Raw genomic sequence first — 23,957 nt, 5'->3', positions numbered from 1 at the left:
CGCCGCTAACCGGGGCCGGGCAGCCACCGGTCGAGGTACGCGTGCAGGCCGGCGAGGTCGGCCTCGTCGGAGCGGTAGCCCACGTAGCCATCCGGCCGAAGAAGCAGTTGCACGCTGCCGCGGGTGTGGGCGCCGAGTCTGCGCAGAACCTCGGTCTGCCACAGGCGGTGAACGGTGAGCATCGGCCGGCCGGCCTTGCTCGGGGCACCGACGGCCTCGGCGTCGGTGAGCGCCGTCCACCCTCGACCACAGAGCAGCAGGTGCCACCCGGGCGCGGCCACGAGCGCATGCAGCGACGTGGTCACCGGGTGATGCGCGAGCGAGCGCGCGCCTCCCGGCTGCCGGGCGAGGGACATGTCGGGGAGCCGATCGCCGGTTCGCGGTGACCGGCTCCGTGCGCCGGGGCCGTGCGCCGCCAGGTCGGTCCCGTGATAGCTGGTACTCAGCTCGGAGATCGTTCGGAAGGCCAGGCGACGCCCGACGCGCGACCGCAGCACGACGGGGAGCACGACCGGGACCAGATACCGCCGGGCGAGACGAGCGCCGGCGGAGCCGGAGGTGATCACCAGAAAGGCCCGGTCGGTGAACCGTCGCACCGCGCGGCCGACCGGGGCACGTTCCTCCTCATAGGTGTCCAGAAGCGCGGGCGGTGCGCCGTGCCGCAGCACCAGTGCGAGCTTCCACCCGAGATTCACGGCGTCCTGGATACCGATGTTCATTCCCTGCCCGCCTGCCGGACTGTGGATATGGGCCGCGTCCCCCGCCAGGAACACCCCACCGGCCCGGTAGCGGGAAGCTCCGCGGTTGTGCACCCGAAAAGCTGTCAGCCAGAGGGGGTCGTGCAGCGCAATCCTGGTCTCGGTTGCGGCGTCGGTCAGGGCCTGTAGCTGGGCGAGGGTCACTGGCTCATCGACCGGTCCGGCATCACCAGGCGCACGCATGGCGATCATTCGCCAGGTTGCCGGCGTCCCGAGCGGAAAGAAGAGCAGGGGCCCGCGGGGCCCGGAGAGGAAGGCGTGCACGACACCGCGTTCGATCCCGTCCGCCTCGACGTCGGCCAGCACGAACGTCTGCGGGTAGGCGCTGCCAGTGAAGGCGATGCCCGCCTGCTCGCGCACCGTGCTGTGTGGCCCGTCGCATCCCACCACATAGCTGGCGCGCACGGTTTCGATGCTGCCGGAAAGGTCACGCAGGGTGGCCACCGCGTTGTCACCATCCGGTCGCAGGCCGACGAGTTCGCGTCCACGATCCACGTCTATGCCAGACAGGGACAGGTGCGCAGCAAAGATGCGTTCCGTCTCCGCCTGCGCCAGGAACAGCAGGTACGGATAGGCGGTGTCACTCACGCCGATGTCAAACAGGCGAAGGGGAATCACCCGCCTGCCGGCGTGCAGGCGCAGCTGAACCGCTCGGTTGCCGACGGCCAGCAGATCAGGAGTGATGCCGCAGTTCGCGAGGACCTCAAGCGTGCGCGGCTGAATGGCGAGGGCCCGCGATTCGTGAGCGCGATCCAGCGATCGATCCACAATTCGAAAGCGGATGCCGTATCGGGCGAGTTGCACGGCCAGCGCGAGTCCTGTGGGGCCGGCTCCGACAATGAGCACCGGGAAGTGGGGCGGCGTTGGCACGTCGCCGTGGTCGTCGTGGTTGTCCTGGTCGTCTGTCACAGCGGCAGCATACTCAGGGTCGTCGACGTGCGGGCGAATACCGCCCATCGCTGGTGCCGCGTCACCTCCTAAGCTGGAACAGCGGGGGCGCGCCCGTGCAGGGCCGTTACACCTCGATCGAGCAGGAGGCAACCATGAGCAATGACGCTACCGGTACCGGCACGAAGGACGACCCCTGGGTTCTGCGCACACCGCCGGGAACGAGCGAATACCTGATGTACCGCGATGAGACGGCCAGCCCGCCGGCACTGGTCTGCATGGTCGGCACGACCACACTCACGTATCAGCTGCGCTGCATCGAGGATCTGCACGGGATGCTGAAGCAGGCCGGCGACTGGGTCGCCCTCGGCAGTGCGGATGAGCAGAAACCCGTGAAAGACGGCACCGTCGAATCCTGGGGACGATCGGAGTCCAATCCCGTGGGAGGCTGGTACGGTCTGAAGAAGGGCCTGCGCGGGCGTTTCGGCATGTACCTGCCGCCTCTGCTGGAGGCCCTCGGGCTCGCCGAACTCGAGCACAACCCCCGAAACAACCGCATGCGCGCGCTCTAACGTCTGGCCCCACTCCTCATGATCAAGCTGCTGTCCCACCTCTCGCACGTGCGAGTGGCGGCACCGGATGTCGAGGCATCCGTTCTCTTCTACAGCCACCAGTTGGGCCTGCGCGAGATATACCGGGACGAGGGCTCCGTCTACCTGCGCACGAACGATGACTATTACCTGTTCAGCCTCGCTATTGAGCGCGGACCCGAACCCGCCCTGGTGAGCGTGGGCTGGCGCACGGTGAGCGAGGCGGCGCTCGACGAGGCGGCGGCGCGCGTGCGGGCATCCGGCGTGGAGGGGCACTGGCGGCAGCCGTCATTCGGACGCGGCCACTCCTTCGTGTTCACCGGGCCGTGGGGGCACACGATGGAGCTGTTCGCCCACGCCGAAAAATTCCGCCCCCCACAGCACGCCGCGGACGCGGACGCGAGCACGGCTCGGGCGCGCACACTCGACCATGTGACCATCGCGACGGCCGACGTGACCGCCTGCGTCACGTGGCACAGCGACGTGCTCGGGTTGCAGCTCCTCCCCGACACTCGACTGGAGATTTCCGGCACGGCCGTATATGCCGTTCTCGGCGCCAACGCCACGTCCTGCGAGCTCGGCGTGGTGCTCGACAGTTCCGCGAGACCCGGACGCATCAACCACGTGGCGTATCGAATGGACGGCCGGCGGGCCCTCGTCGATGCCGCCCCGGCACTCGCCGTCGCCGGAGTCCGTGTGGAGCACGGTCCGAGCACCCACCTCGAATACGGTCCGAGCATCCACGTGCTCGGCGAACAGAACTACCTCTATGTTCGCGATCCGAGCGGCCTGCGGGTGGAACTGACCACCGGAGCGTTTCTGCCGGCTGTGGCTGACCCCACGCCTGCCTTCTGGCGACCGTCCCCCGGACCCGCCAACTTCTATCTGAACGCGCGCATGCCCCTGTCGATGGCCGAGGGGTTTCCGTCGGATTCCGCCCCCACCGCGACCGAGGAGGGTCTGGTTCCGGGCACGGAGGCACGCCTCCTGCCACCGAGCGCCACCCGCCGCACGCGCTGACCGGCCGACCACCTTCCGCTCGACGGCGGCCCGTGTGCCCGTGTGCCCGTGTGCCCGTGTGCCCGATGCTGCCGGATCGCACCGGCGCGCGCATCACGTCGCTGCGGTCGAACGGACCGCGTTGCCCGCGTATTCCGGCCAAGTGGACACTTGTGCTTGCGTTGATTGTTCAACAATCGTAGGCTTTCACACACCCAGTGGTCACCGGCGCTGCGGTCAGCCCCCAACGAAGCGAGCTCAGCACATGGTCACCACGGTTCCTCCTGTCCACGAAAAGGGACGCAAGCCCCGCAGCCAGCACCGCGGTGCTCTTCTCGGCGCCATGTTCCTCATGGCCACGAGCGCGGTGGGCCCCGGCTTCATCGTGCAGACGACAACCTTCACGGTCCAGCTCGGCGCCGCCTTCGCGTTCGCCATCCTGGTATCGATCCTCGTTGATATCGCCATCCAGCTGAACGTCTGGCGGGTCATCGGAGTGAGCGGCAAGCGCGCCCAGGAACTGGCCAATACGGTTTTGCCCGGCGCCGGCTGGTTTCTCGCCGCGTTGATCTTCCTCGGTGGCCTCGTTTTCAACGTGGGCAACACAGGTGGCGCGGGCCTGGGACTCAACGTGCTGCTGGGCATCGACCCACGGCTCGGCGGCATCCTCTCCGCGGCCGTGGCCATCGCCATTTTCCTCAGCAAACGCGCCGGACTGGCGCTCGACAAGATCGTCGTCATCCTTGGCGCGCTGATGCTCGTGCTCATCGGCTATGTGGCCATCGTGTCGCAGCCGCCGCTCGGCGACGCCATCAAGAACGCCGTCATCCCGGACAACATCGATTTCCTCATCATCACCACGCTCATCGGCGGCACCATCGGCGGTTACATCACGTACGCCGGAGCGCACCGCATGATCGACGGCGGTATTTCCGGCAAGGAGAACGTTCGCGAGATCACGCGGAGTTCCGTTCTCGGCATCATCATCACCGGCGTCATCCGCATTCTCCTGTTCCTCGCAATCCTCGGCGTTGTCGCCGGCGGTGTGGCCCTCACCAGCGACAACATCGCGGCCGAAGCGTTCCAGTCAGCGGCCGGTGACCTCGGCTTCCGCCTCTTCGGCGTGATCCTGTGGGCGGCATCCATCACCTCCGTGATCGGTGCCGCATATACCTCGGTGTCCTTCGTCACCACGGCGAAAACCTCCCCCCGGGTGCGCAGCATCGCCACCTGCGTCTTCATCGCCGTGTCGACCCTGGTCTTCGCCCTCATCGGCCAGGCCCCCGCGACGCTGCTCATCATGGCCGGTGCCGTGAACGGCCTCATCCTGCCGGTGGGCTTCGCCGTGATCATCTGGGTGGCATGGCGTCGCCGCGACCTGCTTGGCGGCTACGTGTACCCCAAATGGCTGCTCATCATCGGTGTGCTCGCCTGGCTGCTCACGCTGTTTCTCGGATACCAGTCCCTCGGCGGCCTCGTCAAGCTCTGGGTGTAAAGCACGTGTTCATTCCCGTCGTGCCCGCCGACCCGGCGACGGTCACCCCGGCCGCGGCGCGCGCGCTGTTCCGAAACGGCCTGGTCACTCCGACGGCAGGTTGGTCGCGTGGGTTCACCCAGGCGAACCTCCTCATCGTTCCGCGCTCCCAGGCGTTCGACGTGCTGTTGTTCGCCACCCGTAATCCGCAGGCCTGCCCGATCCTGGGCGTGCTGGATGCGGGCGAAACCAGCGGTCCGCTGTTGGAGGGAGGGGACATCCGTTCCGACGTCGGCCGTTACACGGTCTATGAGAACGGCGTGCTGGTTGCCGAGCCCACCGATCTGGGCGAGTGGTGGCGGCCCGACCTGGTGACCTTCATCGTGGGATGCAGCTTCACCTTTGAGGCGGCGTTGCAGGCGGCCGGAATCGCGATCGCGCACATCGATCAGGGCGTGAATGTGCCCATGTATCGCACGAACGTGCGGTGCGCGCCGGCGGGCGCGTTGTCCGGCCCGCTCGTGGTGTCGATGCGGCCGATTCCGGCGCACCGGGTAGCGGATGCCGTGCGCATCACGTCGCAGTACCCGGCGGTGCACGGCGCCCCCGTGCATGTCGGCGACCCCGCGGCCCTCGGCATCGACCTCGGCCGGCCGGGCTTCGGCGACGCGGTCGTCGTCAGGTCCGGCGAGGTTCCGGTGTTCTGGGCCTGCGGGGTCACGCCGCAGGCTGCTGTGATGGAGTCACGGCCGACACTGGCCATCGGCCATGCGCCCGGCCACATGCTCATCACCGACGCCCGGGACTCCGACTACCTTGTCACTCCCTAACCCCACCGACCTCCCGCGGCCCCTCTGATCTCGACAGGCTCGATCCAAGCGCTGGTCGAGCCTGTCGAGACCGCGCGACCCAACCTCCCCCCACCCCGCTGGTCGAGGAGCGCCGTCTACGGCGCATCTCGAGACCGCGCGAGCCAATCTCACAACCCAAGGACAGAATTTACATACTAATTAAGTTCTCCACAGCCGTGAGTGTTTCTCGAATGTTTCTTTGATTCGTGGGATAATCAGGGTATGGAGAACAACGAAGAAGTTCCTCCTCCGGAGGATGCCGCGGGAGCGACCACCCCGCCCGAACCCGTCACCCTGACCCTCGCCCAACTGGACGAGGAACGCGCCGCTGCCGACGACACCCGCACTCGTCTGCTCGACGTTGTCAAAGACTTCGACCGGGCGATCTGTGCCGCGCAGGCCGGCCGTGCGGCGGCCGTCGACGACGTGCGGCGCTGGACGGACTCCACCGCCGAAACGGGGCTGCCCGTCCACGCCCGCGGGCCGCGCACGTATGTGGAGTGGTCGCCGCGCGAGGCCGCGCACGAGGGCCTCGTCGCCGAACTGGCCTGCCTGTTGACGCTGCCGGAGAACACCGCTCGTAACCTCATCTGCCACAGCGAACTACTCCAGCACCGCCTCCCCGCCACCCGCGATGCCCTGCACCGCGGGGACATCAGCTACCGCCACGCCGAGATCATGATCGAGAACGCACTCGCCCTCCCGGACGAGGCGTGGACCGTCTTCGAACAAAAGGCGCTCACGGACAGTGAGACGCTGACCGTGCCTCAGTTCAGGAAGAAGGCCGTGAAGGTTCGTGAGATCTCCCACCCAGAATCCATCGCCGTGCGGCACAAGCGGGCCCTCGCCGATCGCTGCTTCTTCGTCAGCCCGGGGCGGGACGGAATGGGGTATCTGGAGATGACGCTGAGCAACGAAGACGCCAGCGCCATCAGCGACCGCGTCGAAGTGATGGCGAAAGACCTGAACACCATGGACGAGTCCCGCACCCTCACCCAACTGCGCACCGACGCCGTGGTGGACCTGCTCCTACACGGCGTCACGGAGACCGGGCTCGGCGCCGGAATTCGGGCGAACGTCTACGTCACCGTTCCCGTCCTCACCCTGATGGGCCAGAGCGAGGAGCCCGGCACGCTGGAAGGATTCGGGCCGATCGACCCGGAAATCGCCCGCCGGCTCGCCGGAACGGCCACCTCATTCACCCGCATCCTCGTGCACCCGGAGACCGGAGCGGTGCTGTCCGTCGGCCGCACCCGGTACGCGGTCCCGAAGGACCTGAAAACGTGGCTGCAACTGCGAGACGGAACCTGCCGGTTCCCCGGCTGCAACCGTCGCGCCCCGGGCTGCGACATCGACCACACCCTGGCGTGGGAACACGGAGGTGAAACCGTCTTCTCGAACCTCGCCCACCTCTGCCGCCGCAACCACCGCGTCAAGCACGAAACCGGATGGTCCGTCAAACAGAACACAAACGGCACCCTCGAGTGGACCAGCCCGGCGGGCAAGCACTACGCCACCCACCCCGCCACCCGCATCCGCCCACCGGCCGCACCCGTCGACACCGTGCCGGCGATCCCGCGACGGCTTCACGTCGACCCATGGACCACACCGATCACCCACCCCGGCGACTGCCCCATCTAAGCCATCGCGGCGGCTAAAAGGTCGTCCAGCGGCCTTCTCGCACCGGCGGGAGTGGTTTCACACGGCCCGCTCGTCGCGTCCTCTCGGCGTACGCGATCAAAGCGGCGGCCGCGATCGCGGACAGAATCGCCAGCACAAGGGTGAGCACTGTGATGACGGGATAGAACCCAATACTGGAAGCGGGACTCGGGCCGAGGACCCCTGCAGCGATACCGAGCATGATGATTCCCGCCGCCGCGCCGCCGGCCGCCGCCGCTGCTCGCGCGCCCGGTTCCTTCTCCAGTCGACGATCACGGAGCGCGACGGCGAGCCATCCGCCGGCACACGCTACCGCAGCGACGAGGACTCCGATGGCACCGTACGTCAGCGACTCCCGCACTGCCGCCGAACGGGTGAGGTATCCCGCACCGCCCAAGCGGTCGGGGGCCACCACGAGCACGAACAGCAAAAAGCCAAGGCCGAAGCCGATCCCCAGCCCGGCGACGGAGACACGCCAATACCGCTTCACCATGGGCCCAGCCTAGCGACCGCGTGGGCTTCAGGCGGGCTGCGTCGCCGGGGCGGTGAGCGCAGCGAGTTTGTCCACGCCGATGGGCTCGCTCGCGAGCAGCGGAACGATCGCGACCCGTTGTGCGAGGGTGCGCACCGTGTCGATCTGTTCGACCTCGTTTGCGGCTCTCGCCTGCAGGAAGGGCGTTTCCGGATGCGCCGCGGCGATGGAGTTGTTCACGACCCATCCCCACGGGTGGATACCGGCGCGCTCGAGGTCGCCTTGCAGCCCCTCGGCCTCAAGCACCGGCGTGGTCTCGGCCAGGGTGACGAGGATCACCCGCGTCAGGGCCGGATCCTGCAGCCGCATCAACGGGGTGACGAACGACATACTGTCGCCCATCTGACGGGAGATTTCGCGGTGATACGAACCCGTCGCGTCCAGAAGCAACAGCGTGTGGCCCGTGGGGGCGGTGTCCACGACCACGAACTCGTGCCGCGAATCATGCACCGCCTTGGAGAACTGCCGGAACACCGCCACCTCGTCGCTGCACGGCGACAGCAGGTCTTCGGCCAAGGCGGCTCGCCCGTCGGCGTCGAGGTTCTTTCCCTTTGTCGCCATGACATGATCCCGATATTCGCGGATCGCCTGCTCCGGGTCGATGCGGGAGACGCGGAGTCCCGGAATGCTCCCGTGCAGGGTTTCCGTGAGGTGTGCGGCCGGGTCGGTGGTTGTCAGGTGCACGGCGTGCCCGCGCTGCGCGAGGGCGACCGCAATCGCCGCGGCGACGGTGGTCTTGCCCACGCCGCCCTTTCCCATGCACAGCACGAGGCCATAGCCGGCCGGCTCCAGCTCGTCCACGAAACGACCCAGCGGCGCATCCGGCACGTCGACGAACGGAGGTATGACCGGTTCGGACGGCAACGGCGGGGTGGGCTCAAACAGGCTGCGAAGGGCATCGACGCCCATTATGTTTCCGGCCTTCAGCTCGAGAACGTCGCGCGGAAGCCCGGCGATCGCGGCCGGCATACCAGCCATGGCCTCGGATTCCCGCGCTCGTACCGCGGCGGCGATCGGTTCAGTGCCCGCCCGGGAAGGAAGCACACCGTTGACGACGACATAGCCGCCGTTGATGCCGATCTGCTGCAGCTCGAAGAAGGTGCGGTCGATTTCCGCCAGGGACGATGGCTGGGCGCGCGCCACCAGGATCAGGCGCGTGCGGGCCGGGTCCGCAAGGGCAGCCACCGCGGCGGCGTAGACCGTCTTGTGCTTCTCCAGCCCGGAGAGCGGGCCGAGGCACGACGGATCGCCCTTGCCTGCGTCGAGGAATTCGGTCCAGGACCCCGGGAGCTGCAACAGGCGGATGGTGTGGCCGGTGGGAGCGGTGTCGAAGACGATGTGGTCGTACGACTGCAGCAGGCTGTCGTCGGTCAGCAGGTTGGTGAATTCGTCGAACGAGGCGACTTCGGTCGTGCACGAGCCGGAGAGTCCCTCGGCAATGCTCGCGAGTTCGCTGTCGGGCAGGAGTCCCCGCACCGGCGCGATGATGCGTTCCCGGTAGGCCTCGGCCGCCTGCTCGGGGTCGATCTCGAGGGCGAACAGGCCCGGCACCTCCTCGATCGGCGTCACCGTGTTGCCGATGGTGAGGCCGAAGACCTGGCCGACGTTTGATGCCGGGTCGGTGCTCACCAACAGCACCCTTCGGCCCCGGCCGACAAGGTCGATGGCCGCGGCGCAGGCAACGGAGGTCTTGCCCACTCCGCCCTTACCGGTAAAGAACAGAAATCGGGGTGCGTCGGCAAGGAATTTCACCATGGCACTCAGCAACAGGTGGTCTCGGCAGCGCCGCAGCATCCACTCGCGGACGCCGGCGTGGGCGCTGGCGCTGCCTCCGCCAGCCCCAGCTCCGTGCGCTCCGGACGCGGTGCGAGATCGGCGAAGGCGAACAACTGTTCCCGGGGCGGGTAGGCGCCGGTCGCGACGGTGACGCCGTCCACGAGGGTGAGCGGCAGTCCCGTCGATCCCACCACGTGCATGAACGCGCTCACGGCGGCGTCCTCGGTGAAGGCGATCGGGTCGGTCGCGAGGTTGTGCCGTTGGATGTCCGCACCAAGGTCGCGCAGGCTGCGCACGGCCGCGGTCAGCTCCACGAGGGAGGGGTCGACGTCGACTCCGCAGACTCCGGTGTCGCAGCACAGCGCGGGCTCGTAGATTCGAATGACGGCCATGGTGTTCTCCTCGTTCTCGTTGTTGAAGCGTTCGTTACATCGAACATTGTCGATACTTCAGTATGGCCCTATACATCGACATTTATCAATATAAATATGTTCCACTCAGGCGGCCGGTTGACTGACGGCAGCGAGCAACTGTGCCTCGGCGCGGTGCAGGTACTCGGTCATGAGGTCGGCGGCCGTGGCGCGTGCGCCGTCGTCGAGCAGGCCGAGAATCCGGGCGTTCTCCTCGATGTAGGGAGCGTGGAAGCCGCCGTCCGCGACCATGGAGTGAAACACGAGCCGCATCTCCGCGAGTACCTGTGTCATCTGCAGCACCAGGCGTTCACTGCCGGTGAGCGCCACGAGTGCCGCGTGGAATTTCTGATTGGCATCGGCCATCCCGGGAACCGAGCCGGCCTCGCGGGCCTCGCGGGCACGCGCCACGGCCGCATGGAGCGGCGCGGTGTCCCCCGCCGGAGACCACAACAGCGCCGCCGGTTCCAGAAACCTCCGCACGCGGTACATCTCGCGGATGTCCTCAACCGACGGACGGGCAACGTAGACGCCCCGGTTCGGCAACCGCACGACGATGTGCTCGGCCGCGAGCGTCGAAAACGCTTCGCGGAGAGTGTTTCGGGACACGCTGAGCACCTCGCTCAGGGCATGTTCCGAGAGCTTGGCACCGGGGGCCAGCTGGCCAGCGGCAATGCGCTCGCGCAGCACCGAGGCCACCCATATTCCCGTTTCGGCATGCCTCGGGTCGGAACTCTGTCGACGTAGGTCCTGCAGAATATCGTCGAGAGTCATAGTCCCAACCTATGGGGTCGACGGTGGGATCAGTTCACCACGGACGCGACGGCCGCGTGTGCCGAGACGGCGTCGCCCACCTGCACAAGCTTGTCGGCGAGGGTACCGCTGATATGTGCCACCACAATGGATTCCATCTTCATGGCTTCCAGCACGAGAACGGGGTCGCCCTCAGCAACCGTTTCACTCTCCTCCACGAGCCATTTCACGACGGTGCCGCTCATCGTGGAGCGAAGTGACGTCGGATCGGTGGCCTCCTCGGCCACGGGACCAACGTCGGATGCTGCGCCCGAGCCGGCATCCCGGCCCAGCCCGGCCAGCAGCCCGGCAGGCAGGCCGAGGGACATCCGCTTTCCGTCGAGGTCGATGGAGATCGTACGGCGTTCGGATTCGGGCGCCACCGTGTGAAACGCGGGGTCGATATTGATCGCCGCGGCGAAGTCGCCCTCTATCCAGCCGGTGTGCACGCCGAGGCGTTCGATCCCGCTGAAGGCCTCGGTCTCGACGACCGCGCGGTGGAAGGGCAGCACGGTGGGCAGTCCCTCGATCTCGAACGCCGTCAGTGCCCGCCGCGCCCGGCGCAGCGCCTGCTGGCGGTCTGCGCCGGTGACGATGAGCTTGGCCAGAAGGGAGTCGAACTGCGCCGGCACTGTGCCGCCTTCACGCACGCCGGAGTCGACGCGAATGCCGGGGCCGGTGGGTGTCACGAACCGGGTCACAGTACCCGGGGATGGCAGAAAGCCGCGACCGGGGTCTTCGGCGTTGATGCGGAATTCGAAGGCGTGGCCGCGTGGTTCAGGGTCGTCCTGCACCGGGAGCGGGCCGCCGGCGGCGATCTGCAGCTGGGCGAGCACGAGGTCGACACCGGAGGTCTGTTCAGTGATCGGGTGCTCCACCTGCAGCCGCGTGTTCACTTCGAGGAAGGACACGCTGCCATCCTGACCGAGCAGGTATTCCACCGTGCCGGCACCGGTGTAGCCGGCCTCGCGGCAGATCGCCTTGGCCGAGGTGTAGATCTGCTCGCGCTGTTCCGTGGTGAGGAAGGGCGCGGGCGCCTCTTCGACGAGCTTCTGGTTGCGGCGCTGCAGTGAGCAGTCCCGGGTGCCGACGACGATCACGTTGCCCGCGCCGTCGGCGAGAACCTGGGCCTCCACGTGGCGCGGCTCGTGCAGGAACCGCTCCACGAAGCATTCGCCGCGACCGAACGCGGCCTGGGACTCGCGTACCGCGGAGTCGAAGGCTTCTTCCACCTCGTCGAGCTTCCAGACCACCTTCATGCCTCGCCCGCCGCCGCCGAACGCGGCCTTGATGGCCACCGGCAGGCCGTGCTCTTCGGCGAAGGCGCGTACCTGGGAGCCGGATTCGACCGTGCCTTCCGAGCCGGCCACGAGCGGGGCGCCCACCCGAATGGCGATCTCTCGCGCGGACACCTTGTTGCCGAGAACCCGGATACTCTCGGGTGTCGGGCCGATCCAGATCAGGCCGGCATCGAGCACGGCCTGGGCGAAGTCCGCGTTCTCGGAGAGGAACCCGTAGCCCGGGTGAACGGCGTCGGCCCCCGAGCGCATGGCGATGCCGAGCAGCTTGTTCACGTTCAGGTAGGTGTCGGCGGGACTATTGCCGTCGAGGGCATACGCTTCGGTGGCCTCGGACACGTGCAGGGCATCGGCGTCCACATCGGCGTACACGGCCACGGAGTCGAGCGCTGCATCGTCGCAGGCCCGGATGATGCGCACGGCGATCTCGCCGCGGTTGGCGATCAATACTTTCTGCACGGTGTCAGCTCTCTACTGTCTGTTCGTTGGGATCAGGCTGTTCGTTGGGATCAGGCTGTTCGTCCACTACGGGTACGAAGCGGATGCGGGCACCCGCGTCGAGCTGCGCCGCACGGTCAAGGTCGCTCGCCACCACGACTCCCACCACGGGATATCCGCCGGTGACCGGGTGATCGGCGAGGAACAGCACCGGAAGTCCGGAGGCCGGCACCTGGATTGCCCCCGCGACGGTCCCTTCGCTGGCCAGCTCGCCGAGGCGGGAGCGTTCGAGCGGGTCGCCGTCGAGGCGCAGGCCGATGCGGTTGGAGTGCGCGGTCACGGTCCACTCGGCGACGGTCAGCTGCTGCAGCGTTTCGGTGCTGAACCAGTCGGCGCGTGGACCCGGCACAAACCGCAGCTCGGTGAGTTCCGTGGGTTGCGTCGGCGAGGTCTCCGGGTTGCCGACCACGCTCGTGGGCGGGGCGCCATGCACGGCGACACGGTCGCCGTGCATGAGCGGCGCCGCGCCGAGGCCCGAGAGGGTGTCGGTGGAGCGGCTCCCGAGAATCACGGGCGTATTGATGCCGCCGCGCACCGCGAGGTAGCTGCGCACGCCCCAGTCCGGTGCGGATACCGTGAGCCGCTCCCCGGCGAGCAGGGCGAACGGTGCGTCCCGGGGCGCCAGCCGATCGGTGCCGGGGCGGCCCCGATCGGGCGCGTCGGCCTCGTTGGGCACGGCCCCGACGATGGCAAGCTCTCCTCCGGCGCCGCTCACGGCGATCACCTGGTCCGTGATCGCCTCGAGGATCAATCCGCCGAGCGCATTTTCGAGCACCGCGGCATCGGCGGGGTTGCCGACCACACGGTTGGCACGTCGCATCGCGCCGCGATCGAGGGCGCCGCCGCCCGTGACGCCCAGGTGGGCGTGGCCGGGCCGGCCGAGGTCCTGGATGGTGGTCTGCATCCCGGGGTCGACGATTCGAAGGTCACCGGCGGCGTCCGCGCCGGGTTCCGCGACGGCCGCGGCCGCCCGCGCGAATTCGCGTACGGCGCGGAACTGCACCCGGTTGCCGGGCTTCACGAGGGCCGGTTGCTCGCGGTTGAGGTTCCACAGCAGGGCGTCGGTGCGGCCGATCAGCTGCCAGCCACCGGGGCTCTTCCGCGGATACACGGCCGAGTAGTTGTCGGCGAGGGCCACCGAACCGGGCGGAACCGCCTTGCGCGGGGTGTCGCGCCGCGGCACGTTAAGGCTTTCGTTTTCGCCCACGAGGTACGCGAATCCGGGGGCGAACCCGCCGAAGGCCGCGGTCCAGACCTGGCTCGTGTGCGCGTCGATCACGGCATCGCGGCTCAGGCCGGTGGCCGCCGCCACGTCGTCGAGGTCCTCGCCGTCGTAGATGGCGTCGAGAATCACGAGGGTGTCGTCGGCGTCGGCCTCGGCGCCGAGGTCGAGGCCGCGGATCGCGGCCGGGAACCGGCGGGCCGCTTGAGCGGAGTCCCCGGTCACGAGCACGGTGAGTGCGGCCGCCACCACGTCGACCTGGCCGCCCAGCGGATGCTGTGCGAGGGCGTGCTGCAGGCGCAGCACGTCGCTGAGGCTGCCGAGCTGAACCAGCACCGCGCGGTCTCCGGCGGGCCTGATGTCGTGGATGTGGTGTGTCATCGGCTTAGATGAAACTGGCGATGGTGACGCCGGAGTCGGCGAGGGCATCGCGCACGGCCGCGGCCAGTGCGACGGAGCCGGCGGTGTCCCCGTGCAGGCACACGCTGTCGACGTCGACCGAGATGAGCGATCCGTCGATGGCGCGCACCTGGCCGTCGCCGACGAGGCGCAGCACGTGCTCGATGACGGCGTCGACGGAGTGCAGCACGGCGCCCGGCAGCGCCCGGGACACCAGGGTGCCGTCGGGGTTGTAGGCGCGGTCGGCGAATCCCTCGGCCACGGTGCGCAGACCGGCGGCGCGTGCGGCGCGCTCGATCTCGGTTTTCGGAAGCACCATCACGGGCAGGTTCGCGTCGACGGCGAGCACAGCCTCGACCACCGCGCGGGCCTGCTCGGGGTGGTGCGCGATCGCGTTGTAGAGCGCGCCGTGTGGTTTCACGTAGCGCACCTCGGTGCCGGCGACCCGGGCCAGGGCCTGCACGGCCCCGATCTGGTAGATCACGTCGTTGGTCAGCTCGGTGGGGTTCATCTCGATGAACCGGCGGCCGAAGCCGGCCAGGTCGGGGTAGCCTGGGTGCGCGCCCACGGTCACCCCGGCCTCTGCGGCCGCCGCGCAGGTGGCCCGGATGGTACTCGGGTCACCGGCGTGGAAGCCGCAGGCCACGTTGATGCTCGAAACCGAGGCGATGATCGCGGCGTCATCACCGAAGGTCCAGTTACCGAAGGACTCCCCGACATCGCTGTTCAGGTCAATGGTGGGCATCGTTGCCTTCCGTCTCGAGAAAATTGTTCTCTCCAGACTGCACTACTCACGCCGATTGTTCAACAATCTTGCGCGCATTGGTGCCGAATCGCTCCCGGTTACACCGCCTCGAGCACGCTCACATAGTTGGCGACGCCGACGCCGCCCATGTTTTGCACGGCGGCACGGCGCGCCACGGGCAGTTGCATCTCGCCCGCCGTTCCGGTGAGCTGCATGGCGGAGATCACGTGCTGCGAGACCCCGGTCGCGCCCACGGGATGCCCCTTGGCCTTGAGCCCGCCGGACACGTTGATCGGAAGTCGTCCGCCGACGTAGGCCCAGCCCTCCTCAATCGCCCGGCGCCCCTGGCCGCGCTCGGTCAGGCCGATGACCTCGTACATGATCAGTTCGGCGATCGTGAAGCAGTCGTGCACCTCGACGAAGTCGAGGTCGTCGAGCCCGGCACCGGCCATCGTCATGGCCCGCTCGAACGAGACCCGCGTCGAGGCGAACTCGGTGGGGTCCCGGCGAGCGGCGGGCAGGAAGTCGTTGGCCTGCCCGAAACCTGCCAGCCGAACCGGATCGGTCGCCGCGGTGCCGGAACGATGCGGCTCGGTCGTGAGCACCATCGCGGCCGCACCGTCGGAGACGGGTGAACAGTCGGTGCGGCGCAGCGGTTCGGCGACCATCGGATTACGATCCGAGACGGTTTGGCAGAAATCCTCGCCGAGGTCTTTGCGCAGTTGTGCGTACGGGTTGGCCACGCCGTTGCGATGGTTCTTCGCGGCAATGGAGCCGAGCACATCACCGATGGCGCCGTAGCGTGTCGCATAGGCCTGAGCGACCGTGGCGAAAAGCCCGGTGAACCCGGTCCTCGACGGCATCCCGGCCCTGTCGTAGTCCGCTCCGAGCAGCGCCGAGCCGACGAGGTCGGCCGGCGCGTGCGTCATCTTCTCCGCCCCGATCACGAGAACGGTACGCGCGGTACGGGCGAGAATCGACTTCACGCCCTGCTGCACGGCGGCCGATCCAGACGCGCAGGCGTTCTCGACCCGGGTCGCGGGCACGTGCCGCAGTCCGGCATCCGTCTGCAGCGCCAGCGACGAGGGAAACGCGAGTGGTGTCAGGCCCGAGTTGAACTGGCCCACGAAGATCTCGTCAACCTGGCTCGCGTCGATGCCGGCGTGGGCGAGGGCCTCCGTCGCCACCTGGACGATGAGGCTCTCGAGCGTGTCGTCGACGAGCTTGCCGAAGCGACTGTGGCCCCAACCGGTGAGCAGCACATCGCGTCCGAATTGTTCCTTCAGGCTCATACGAGCTCCTCCGACAGCTCGGCAGCCACCGAGAAGGCGGACTCCGTCTTGTGCCGGATCTCCGCCACGGTCACGCCCGGCGCGAGACGCTGCAACACGAGGCCGCCCGGCGTCACATCGAACACCGCGAGGTCCGAGATGATGCGGTCGACCACGGCCAGTCCGGTGAGCGGCAGGGTGCATTCGGTGACGATCTTGGCGGAACCATCGCGGGCGACGTGCTCGGTGAGCACGACGACGCGCGGTGTGCCGGCCACGAGGTCCATGGCGCCGCCCATGCCCTTGACCATCTTGCCCGGGATGGTCCAGTTTGCGAGGTCGCCGTTTCCGGCCACCTGCATGGCGCCGAGAATGGCGACCTTCACATGCCCGCCGCGGATCATGCCGAACGAGGTGGCGGAGTCAAAGATCGAACCGCCGGGCAGCACAGTCACGGTCTGCTTGCCGGCATTGATCACGTCGGCGTCTTCCTCGCCCTCGAACGGAAACGGCCCCATGCCGAGCAGTCCGTTCTCGCTCTGCAGGGTGACGGAAATTCCCGCCGGAAGGTTGTTGGCCACGAGCGTCGGAATGCCGATCCCGAGGTTCACGTAGTCGCCGTCGGCCAGTTCTTCGGCCGCGATCGCAGCAATTTCATCGCGTGTCCAGGTCATGGTCTTCTCCTCAGTTCGGTAGTGATCAGGCCGCGATGGCGTCGCGGGAGCGGACCGTGCGTTGTTCAATGTCTTTGCTGCGGTTGCGTGACTGCACGATCCGCTGAACATAGACGCCGGGGGTCACCACATGGTCGGGTTCGATCTCTCCCGCCTCCACCAGGCGCTCCGCCTCGACGATCGTCATAAGACCGGCCGTCGCGACCACCGGGTTGAAGTTTCGTGCGGTGTAGCGGTAGACGAGATTGCCGCGGGTGTCGGCCATATGAGCCTTGACGAGGGCGACATCGGCCACGATCCCGCGCTCCTGCACATAGGTGACCCCGTCGAACTCGGCAAGCGGCTTGCCCTCGGCGATGAGCGTGCCCACGCCGGTCTTGGTATAGAACGCCGGGATGCCCGCGCCGCCTGCCCGCAACCGCTCGGCAAGGGTGCCCTGCGGGCTGAACTCCACGTCGAGGGCGCCGGCCAGGAACTGCTCGGCGAAAAGCTTGTTCTCCCCCACATACGAGGCGATCACCTTGCGCACCTGCCCGGCCTCGAGCAGCACGCCGAGACCCTTGCCGTCGACGCCCATGTTGTTGGAGACCACGGTGAGGTTCTTCACCCCGGATGCGCGCACCGCGTCGATCAGGTCCGCTGGGATGCCACTGAGACCGAAGCCGCCCACGGCGAGCGTCATGTCGTCCCGCAGCACATCCTGGAGAGCATCTGCCGCACTTGTCTGCACCTTGGTCACTGGATCTCCTCGTTGAGTAGTGCGGATGGATTGTCGTCCACTTTGTGGACAAATCGGTCACTACCTACCCAACCGCGGCCACCGCATCCCTGTCAATGTTTGTGGGCGGGTTATCGGCTAAGGCATCCATGCCGTGACCGCACGGACGCGTTATGTCCATATAATGGACAGCATCGATCCCTCGACAGAAACGGACACCATGGCAGGCGATGACACGAGCCGAACTCCCGCCCAGGTGCAGGGGGCGCAGGTCGTGAGCAGGATTGCCCGGCTGCTGCGCATTGTCGGTCAGGAGCCCCGCGGTCTTCCGCTGGCCCGGATCGTGCGTGAGAGCGGACTCACCCGGCCCACCGTGCACCGCATGCTGAGCTCGCTGCTCGGTGAGGGCCTGCTGGACCACGACCCGGTCGCGGGCACCTGGCGCTTCGGGCCGGAGATCTTCGTGATGGGCGCCGTGGCTGCGCAGTCGTATCCCATCGAGGATCTCGCGCGTCCGAGTCTGCACCGGCTCGCCGAAGAGACCGGAGAAAGCGCATTCCTCTCCATCCGCCGGGGTGCCGAAACCGTCTGTCTGCTGCGCGAGGAAGGCAGCTTTCCCATTCGCTCCTTCGTCTTGCACGAGGGCGTGCGATTTCCGCTCGGTGTCGCATCCGCCGGCCTCGCGATCCTCGCGTACCTCGCATCCGATGAGGTGGACCGGCTCCTCGTGCAGGATGACACCTTCCGGGAACGCTGGGGAGAACAGCACTCCCCCGCCGCCATTCGGCAGCATCTGGAGCGGACGCGGGCCACGGGCTACGCGGTGAACCCCGAACTGATTCTCGAGGGCAGCTGGGGAATGGGTGCGGCGATCTTCGACCAGGCGGGACGACCCACCTGGGCGCTCTCCCTCACCGGCATCGAGCCGCGTTTTCGAGCCGGTCGGCAGCCCTACCTCGGCCAGCTGTTGCTCGATGAGGCGCACAAGATCACTCAGAAGCTGCAGCACACCCGCTAACGGCAATGTCAATTCGGGACGAATGGCCCTGTAACCCGCTATCCGGGTGCATCATCGTTGAGACCGCCTGCTGATCACATTCCGAGGATGCCTGAGGTACCACGCATGAGCACAACACCGGCCACGTCTACCGCACCGCCCGCGCGACCGGGGGGTGGTCGCCGGGCAGGCTTGCTCATCCTCGTCGTTCTGGGTTCCCTCATCGCCTCGTCGGGTTTCGCCACGCTGCTCGGTGGTTCAACGCTGGCCTGGGCGAATGCGCAACAGGGCTCCGAAGGCTTCTTCAGCACGCCGCCGGAAACAATCTCCGTCGACACCTACGCGGTGACGTCCCCGTCGTTCAACCTCGGCAGCCAACTGGGAGAGAACCTGATCCGCGGAGATCTGGGGAGCATCCGTTTGCAGGCCACTGGGACGCAGGCGAACAACCCGCTGTTTCTCGGGGTAGGTCCCACCGTCGATGTTGAGCGATACCTCGACACCGCCGCGCACTCGGAGATCACCGGCGTGGAGACGGCGCCGTTCACGCCGCGTTTTCGTGAGGTGGCCGGCACCGAACAGCCGGCACCACCGGGCACTCAGGACTTCTGGGCTGCCTCGACGGCCGGCACCGGAACGCAGGACCTCGTTTTCGCTGCGACGGATGGCGCGACCATCCCGGCCGGCGACTGGACCATCGTGATGATGAACGTCGACGCGAGCCAGGGCGTGTCGGCCGACGTGTCGGTCGGCGCGCGAGTGGGCTTCCTCGGCGCTCTCGGCGCGTTCCTCATCATCGGCGGTCTTCTGGCCCTGCTCGTGGGCATCGCCCTGATCCTGATCGGCGCCATTTTGCTCGGTCGCGACCAGGACCGCGGCGACGCGTCCGCTGCCGGCATGGAGGCGCGGTCGGTGCCTGCGGCGAGCGCGGCCCCCGCTTGGCTCTATCCGTCCCGGGTGCGCGGCACACTCGACCCGCAACTCTCGCGCGGGCTCTGGCTGGTCAAATGGCTGCTCATCATCCCGCACGTCATTATTTTGTTCTTCCTCGGGTTTGCCTTCGCGATCGTCACGATCATCGCCTGGTTCGCGATTCTGTTCACGGCCCGGTACCCGCGCGCCCTGTTCAACTTCAACGTGGGGGTCATCCGCTGGGGCTGGCGAGTGGCGTACTATTCGTACTCGGCGCTCGGCACGGACCGGTATCCGCCGTTCACGCTCGACACGACCGATTACCCGGCCGAGTTCGACGTGGCCTACCCCGAGCGCCTCTCCCGCGGACTCATTTTTGTGAAGTCGTGGCTTCTGGCCATCCCGCACCTGCTGATCGTGGCCGCCCTCACCGGCGCTGCCACCGGGACCACGTGGACGGGCGGCTGGACACTAGCCGGGCGGATGCCCACCGGCGTCACCGCGGGCATCTCCCTGCTGGGCCTCCTCGTGCTCGTGGCCGCCGTGATCCTGCTCTTCAGCGGCCGCTACCAGAGGCCGCTCTTCGACCTGATTCTCGGCATCAACCGGTGGGTGCTGCGGGTGCTCACCTACACGGCGCTGTTCCGGGACGAGTACCCGCCCTTCCGTCTTGATCAGGGCGCGGACGAGCCGGTCGCGACACACTAAGCATCCGTCGGCCGCGACCGATCGGCCGACGCGACCCGTGCGACCGCGCCGCACCGGGCGACCGCCCCGGCGTCGCTAGGATACGACATACCAACGAAGCCATCGGAGCGCACATGCACCCTGCCGGGAACACCCGCACCCGCATTCAGGGTCTCGACCTCTTGCGCGGGGCCGCGATCCTTCTCGTGCTCCTGCGACATTCCTGGCCCGAGTATTTTGGCGGCGGGGGCATCGTGGGCGTTGTCGCGTTCTTCACTCTCAGCGGATACCTGATCACGGGACTGCTTGCGAGTGACGTGCGCCGCTTCGGCAGGATTCGATACGCCCGCTTCTACCGGAACAGAGCGATCCGTCTGGTGCCGGCCCTGCTCTTCCTGCTCCTCGGCTTCACCATCGCCGAGGGCGTGTTCAACGTTTCCGGCACGCGCGACCAGGTGCTTCGGTCGGTGTTGACCTCGCTGACGTACACGATGAACATTCCGGGGTTCAACCACGGCAGCACCAATCTGAACCACCTGTGGACGCTCGCCAACGAGGAGCAGTTCTATATTCTGTGGCCGGTGCTCATCGTCATCGGAATCCGATTCAGGAAGCTGCGCCTGATCGTCGCGCTTGCTGCCGCCGCACTGATCCTGGCGACGGTCTTCACGCTCGTGCTCACCTTCCCCGACATCGGAAAGATCTATTCCCGCCCAACGACCTGGACGATTTCCATGGTCATCGGCGCGGCCGCACAGCTCGGCGCGGATCCCCTGTCGCGGGTATTGCAGGGACGGCGGGCGATCGTTGGGGCGGGTCTCGGATGCGGCGGGCTCCTGTTCCTGACGTTCCTGCCGGACGCCAAAGACAACATCCTGATGTATCTCCTCGGCGGGCCGATCATCGGGCTCTGCACCGTGCTGGTCATCTGGAAGGTACGCGACTGGGGTGTCGTCCCCGCTCCCGCCCGCCCGCTGGTCTGGCTGGGAATCGTGTCCTACGCGGCGTATCTCTGGAACTATCCCGTCAGCTGGTGGCTGATGGACGGCGGCTTCGGTGCCGGCCGGCAGTTCGCCGCCATCGCGCTGACTCTGCTGGCCGCAGTGGTGAGCTGGTTTCTCGTCGAGACCCCGTTCAATCGGCTGCGCGCGCGTTTCGAGGCCACGACCCGTCAGAAGGCCATGCCCCCGAAACTGTCCACGCCCGCGATCTGACGCTGCGGCAGCTCCGGTCGTCTCAGGCCGGAACGACGACCTCGATCACCGTGGGGCGGTCGGCGGAGAGCGCAGCGCGCACCGCGTCCGCCAGCCCGTCCATGCCCTCCAGCCGCACCCCGTATCCGTTGCACGCGACGCCGAGCGCGGGAAAATCGGGACCGGAGATGTCGACACCGATCAACGGGATTCCCCGCTCGATCTCCTGATCCCGAATCTCGGCAAAACCGGAGTTGTTCATGATGATCACCGGCAGGGCCAGGCCCTGCTCCGCGGCGGTCACGAGCTCCATGGCGGTGAACTGAAAGCCGCCGTCACCAACAAGCACGATAACGGGCGCGTCCGGCAGAGCCGTCTTCGCCCCGATTGCCGCCGGCAGTCCGTAGCCGAGGGTCGCATAGCCGGTCGGGTACAGGAACCGGTTCGGTTCCTCCATCGGCCAGAAGTGCGCCGTTCCGTAGTACGACACCTGCGCGCTGTCTCCGGCCACGATCGTGTCGGCGGGCAGCGCCTGGCGCAGCACGTCCTGCACCTCACGCCACAGCGCGCCGTCGGCCAGCGCGGTGGCCTCGATGCCGCCCCGCGCCTGCGCGGCGCGTTCGGTTCCGTGCGATGCCACGACACCGGATGCCTGCACTCGCGCGACGAGGTCGTCGATGACCGCCGCGGCATCGCCGCGCAGACGCACGGTCGCCGTGAGGTTCTTGTCCAGCTGACCGGCATCGATGTCCACCCGGATCACCTGGCCGGCCGGCCGGATCTCGCCGCCCCACAGGTCGGAGTCCCCGAGCTCCGAGCCCACGACGAGCAGAACATCCGAATCGTTCAGCACTCCCTGCGCAGGCGCCAGCCGGGCCGACGCCCCGAGCGAGAGCGGGTGCGACTCGGGCAACGTGCCCTTGCCGTGCACCGTCGTGACGACGGGGGCGTCGAGCAGCTCGGCCAGCCGACGAACCTGCGCGACGGCGCCACGGGCCCCTCCGCCGGCCAGAATGCTCACTCGTTGACCGGACGCGAGCAGGGCCGCGGCGCTGTCCAGTTCGGCTGTCGCCGGATGCGGCAGCTCCCTCGCGGTCGACGCGCTCGGCGCCGACGGCTCCCAGTCCCCCTCGAGCACATCAATGGGCACCTCGAGGTGCACCGGACGCGGCCGCTCCACCCGCCACCGGTCGAAGATCTCGGCAATCGCCGGCCCGATCTCGGCCGCGCTGTGCACGCGAACGCTCCGCTCGAGCAGCGCCTCCAGGTGGCCCTGTTGGTCTTTGACCTCGTGCAGCCAGCCGACGTTCTTGCCCTCCAACCCGCGCGGGATTCCCGGGGAGATCACCAGCAGCGGGATCGAATCAGCGTACGCCGTCGCCGCCGCCGTTGTCGCATTCGTCAGTCCGGGGCCGCTGGTCGTGACGACGACCCCCGGTCGCCCCGACACTCGGGCGTAGCCATCTGCCGCGTAGCCGGCGCCCTGTTCGTGTCGAGGCGTCACGTGCCGAATGTCGGAGCCGGCGAGGGCCCGGTAGATCTCCAGGTTGTGGGTGCCCGGAATGCCGAAGACCACCTCGACGCCCTGTTCCTTGAGCGCCCGCACGACCGCCGCGCCGCCGTTGGCGGTCACCGCGCTCACGCTTCGACCTCCCTCGGGGTCATGGCGGAGATGAGTTCGTAGGCCACATGGGACGCGGCGACGGCGGTGATCTGCGCGTGGTCGTAGGCCGGCGCGACTTCGACCACGTCGGCGCCCACGAGGTTCACGGCGCTCATCGCGCGGAGGATGCCGAGCAGTTCCCGGCTGGTCAGCCCGCCCGCCTCGGGGGTGCCCGTCCCCGGGGCGTGCGCGGGGTCGAGCACGTCGATGTCGACCGACACGTACACGGGGCGGTCGCCGAGGCGGGCGAGCATCCGCTTCACTACTCCGGCCACGCCCTCCGTCTCCACCTCGTGCCCGGCGATGATGGCGAAGCCGAGCCTGGCGTCATCGGTCAGGTCCTGACGGCTGTACAGCGGGCCGCGGATGCCGATATGCAGGCTGGCCGTCATATCGATCAGGCCTTCCTCGGACGCGCGGCGGAACGGGGTGCCGTGCGTGACGGGGGCGCCGAAGTAGGTGTCCCAGGTGTCCAGGTGCGCGTCGAAGTGCACCACGGCGACCGGGCCGTGCTTCGCGGCGACGGCGCGCAGCAGCGGCAGGGCGATCGTGTGGTCGCCGCCGATGGTGACGAGCCGGGTTCCGCCCTCGCCGAGCTGGCGGGCCGCCGCTTCGATCTGGGTGATGGCCTCGTCGATGCTGAACGGGTTGGCGGCGATGTCGCCGGCGTCGACGACCTGCTGGGCGCTGAACGGCGAGACGTCCTGCACCGGGTTGTAGGGGCGCAGCAACCGGCTGGCTTCACGCACATGGGCCGGGCCGAAACGAGCACCGGGGCGGTAGCTCACACCGCTGTCGAAGGGCACCCCCACAACGGCGATATCGGCGTGGCCGACATCTTCGAGGCGAGGCAAACGGGCGAAGGTGGCGATACCGGCGTAGCGGGGCGAGAGACTCGCGTCGAGCGGGCCGATCGGGGTGTCAGACATGGGGTTCCTTTGGGGAGGCTGA

General features: G+C 67.9%; 21 protein-coding genes. 8 read left to right on the top strand and 13 right to left on the bottom strand.

From position 1 onward, the window contains the following. Nucleotides 1-5: 5 nt before the first annotated feature. Nucleotides 6-1,667 (bottom strand): FAD-dependent monooxygenase, encoded by a 1,662-nt coding sequence (locus AC1MB9_RS02185; protein ID WP_479963407.1) that lies wholly within the window; start codon nucleotides 1,665-1,667, stop codon nucleotides 6-8. 134 nt (nucleotides 1,668-1,801) lie between these two features. Between AC1MB9_RS02185 and AC1MB9_RS02180 the strand changes: the two genes are divergently transcribed. The 5 genes from AC1MB9_RS02180 to AC1MB9_RS02160 all read left to right on the top strand — a co-directional run bounded on the left by AC1MB9_RS02180 (nucleotide 1,802) and on the right by AC1MB9_RS02160 (nucleotide 7,201). Then, nucleotides 1,802-2,218 carry a DUF6855 family protein gene (locus AC1MB9_RS02180; protein WP_479963406.1) on the top strand — a complete coding sequence of 139 codons (417 nt, stop codon included), beginning with the start codon at nucleotides 1,802-1,804 and terminating at the stop codon, nucleotides 2,216-2,218. 18 nt (nucleotides 2,219-2,236) lie between these two features. Beyond that, nucleotides 2,237-3,256, top strand: coding sequence for a VOC family protein (locus tag AC1MB9_RS02175; RefSeq protein WP_479963405.1), 1,020 nt, complete (start codon nucleotides 2,237-2,239; stop codon nucleotides 3,254-3,256). A 244-nt stretch (nucleotides 3,257-3,500) separates the two neighbouring features. Next, nucleotides 3,501-4,730, top strand: a complete 1,230-nt coding sequence (locus AC1MB9_RS02170) for an NRAMP family divalent metal transporter (protein ID WP_479963404.1) — start codon at nucleotides 3,501-3,503, stop codon at nucleotides 4,728-4,730. A 5-nt stretch (nucleotides 4,731-4,735) separates the two neighbouring features. Further along, on the top strand, nucleotides 4,736-5,539 hold the full coding sequence (locus tag AC1MB9_RS02165; RefSeq protein WP_479963403.1) for a putative hydro-lyase: 804 nt from the start codon (nucleotides 4,736-4,738) through the stop codon (nucleotides 5,537-5,539). 243 nt (nucleotides 5,540-5,782) lie between these two features. Beyond that, the gene (locus tag AC1MB9_RS02160) at nucleotides 5,783-7,201 is read left to right on the top strand and encodes an HNH endonuclease signature motif containing protein (RefSeq protein WP_479963402.1); all 1,419 of its coding nucleotides are present in this window, start codon (nucleotides 5,783-5,785) and stop codon (nucleotides 7,199-7,201) included. A 13-nt stretch (nucleotides 7,202-7,214) separates the two neighbouring features. Here AC1MB9_RS02160 and AC1MB9_RS02155 read toward each other — a convergent pair whose 3' ends face one another. The 10 genes from AC1MB9_RS02155 to AC1MB9_RS02110 form a co-directional block, all read right to left on the bottom strand. Then, the gene (locus AC1MB9_RS02155) at nucleotides 7,215-7,712 is read right to left on the bottom strand and encodes a hypothetical protein (RefSeq protein ID WP_479963401.1); all 498 of its coding nucleotides are present in this window, start codon (nucleotides 7,710-7,712) and stop codon (nucleotides 7,215-7,217) included. A 27-nt stretch (nucleotides 7,713-7,739) separates the two neighbouring features. Continuing rightward, nucleotides 7,740-9,506, bottom strand: coding sequence for an arsenical pump-driving ATPase (arsA, locus tag AC1MB9_RS02150; protein ID WP_479963400.1), 1,767 nt, complete (start codon nucleotides 9,504-9,506; stop codon nucleotides 7,740-7,742). A 5-nt stretch (nucleotides 9,507-9,511) separates the two neighbouring features. After that, nucleotides 9,512-9,919 carry an arsenite efflux transporter metallochaperone ArsD gene (arsD, locus tag AC1MB9_RS02145; RefSeq protein ID WP_479963399.1) on the bottom strand — a complete coding sequence of 136 codons (408 nt, stop codon included), beginning with the start codon at nucleotides 9,917-9,919 and terminating at the stop codon, nucleotides 9,512-9,514. 105 nt (nucleotides 9,920-10,024) lie between these two features. Further along, on the bottom strand, nucleotides 10,025-10,711 hold the full coding sequence (locus tag AC1MB9_RS02140; protein ID WP_479963398.1) for a GntR family transcriptional regulator: 687 nt from the start codon (nucleotides 10,709-10,711) through the stop codon (nucleotides 10,025-10,027). Nucleotides 10,712-10,740: 29 nt separating this feature from the next. After that, the gene (locus AC1MB9_RS02135) at nucleotides 10,741-12,486 is read right to left on the bottom strand and encodes an acetyl/propionyl/methylcrotonyl-CoA carboxylase subunit alpha (RefSeq protein WP_479963397.1); all 1,746 of its coding nucleotides are present in this window, start codon (nucleotides 12,484-12,486) and stop codon (nucleotides 10,741-10,743) included. A 4-nt stretch (nucleotides 12,487-12,490) separates the two neighbouring features. Beyond that, nucleotides 12,491-14,128: a 5-oxoprolinase subunit B/C family protein gene (locus AC1MB9_RS02130; protein WP_479963396.1), complete on the bottom strand. Its 1,638-nt coding sequence runs from the start codon at nucleotides 14,126-14,128 to the stop codon at nucleotides 12,491-12,493. Nucleotides 14,129-14,132: 4 nt separating this feature from the next. Continuing rightward, on the bottom strand, nucleotides 14,133-14,891 hold the full coding sequence (locus tag AC1MB9_RS02125; protein ID WP_479963395.1) for a LamB/YcsF family protein: 759 nt from the start codon (nucleotides 14,889-14,891) through the stop codon (nucleotides 14,133-14,135). 98 nt (nucleotides 14,892-14,989) lie between these two features. Next, entirely contained in the window at nucleotides 14,990-16,183 is a 1,194-nt protein-coding gene (locus AC1MB9_RS02120; protein ID WP_479963394.1) for an acetyl-CoA acetyltransferase, read from the bottom strand. Then, a complete protein-coding gene (locus AC1MB9_RS02115; protein ID WP_479963393.1) occupies nucleotides 16,180-16,836 on the bottom strand; it encodes a 3-oxoacid CoA-transferase subunit B in 657 nt (218 codons plus the stop codon). Before AC1MB9_RS02115 ends, AC1MB9_RS02120 begins: the two co-directional genes overlap by 4 nt. Before the next feature lie 25 nt (nucleotides 16,837-16,861). Then, nucleotides 16,862-17,575: a CoA transferase subunit A gene (locus AC1MB9_RS02110; RefSeq protein WP_479963392.1), complete on the bottom strand. Its 714-nt coding sequence runs from the start codon at nucleotides 17,573-17,575 to the stop codon at nucleotides 16,862-16,864. 199 nt (nucleotides 17,576-17,774) lie between these two features. On the opposite strand from AC1MB9_RS02110, the gene AC1MB9_RS02105 reads away from it, so the two are divergent. The 3 genes from AC1MB9_RS02105 to AC1MB9_RS02095 all read left to right on the top strand — a co-directional run bounded on the left by AC1MB9_RS02105 (nucleotide 17,775) and on the right by AC1MB9_RS02095 (nucleotide 21,364). Next, nucleotides 17,775-18,572 (top strand): IclR family transcriptional regulator, encoded by a 798-nt coding sequence (locus AC1MB9_RS02105; RefSeq protein WP_479963391.1) that lies wholly within the window; start codon nucleotides 17,775-17,777, stop codon nucleotides 18,570-18,572. 105 nt (nucleotides 18,573-18,677) lie between these two features. Beyond that, nucleotides 18,678-20,171, top strand: a complete 1,494-nt coding sequence (locus AC1MB9_RS02100; RefSeq protein WP_479963390.1) for a DUF4389 domain-containing protein — start codon at nucleotides 18,678-18,680, stop codon at nucleotides 20,169-20,171. Nucleotides 20,172-20,284: 113 nt separating this feature from the next. After that, a complete protein-coding gene (locus AC1MB9_RS02095; protein ID WP_479963389.1) occupies nucleotides 20,285-21,364 on the top strand; it encodes an acyltransferase family protein in 1,080 nt (359 codons plus the stop codon). A gap of 22 nt (nucleotides 21,365-21,386) precedes the next feature. On the opposite strand, the gene AC1MB9_RS02090 is transcribed toward AC1MB9_RS02095, so the two are convergent. Together AC1MB9_RS02090 and speB are read right to left on the bottom strand one after the other, a co-directional pair. Continuing rightward, on the bottom strand, nucleotides 21,387-22,985 hold the full coding sequence (locus AC1MB9_RS02090; RefSeq protein WP_479963388.1) for a 5-guanidino-2-oxopentanoate decarboxylase: 1,599 nt from the start codon (nucleotides 22,983-22,985) through the stop codon (nucleotides 21,387-21,389). Further along, nucleotides 22,982-23,935, bottom strand: coding sequence for an agmatinase (speB, locus tag AC1MB9_RS02085; RefSeq protein WP_479963387.1), 954 nt, complete (start codon nucleotides 23,933-23,935; stop codon nucleotides 22,982-22,984). Before speB ends, AC1MB9_RS02090 begins: the two co-directional genes overlap by 4 nt. Nucleotides 23,936-23,957: the final 22 nt, after the last annotated feature.

The organism is Cryobacterium sp. AP27 (genome assembly GCF_056680495.1).
The sequence above is the reverse complement of the archived record's forward strand: the minus strand, read 5'-3'. Positions and strand labels throughout refer to the sequence as shown.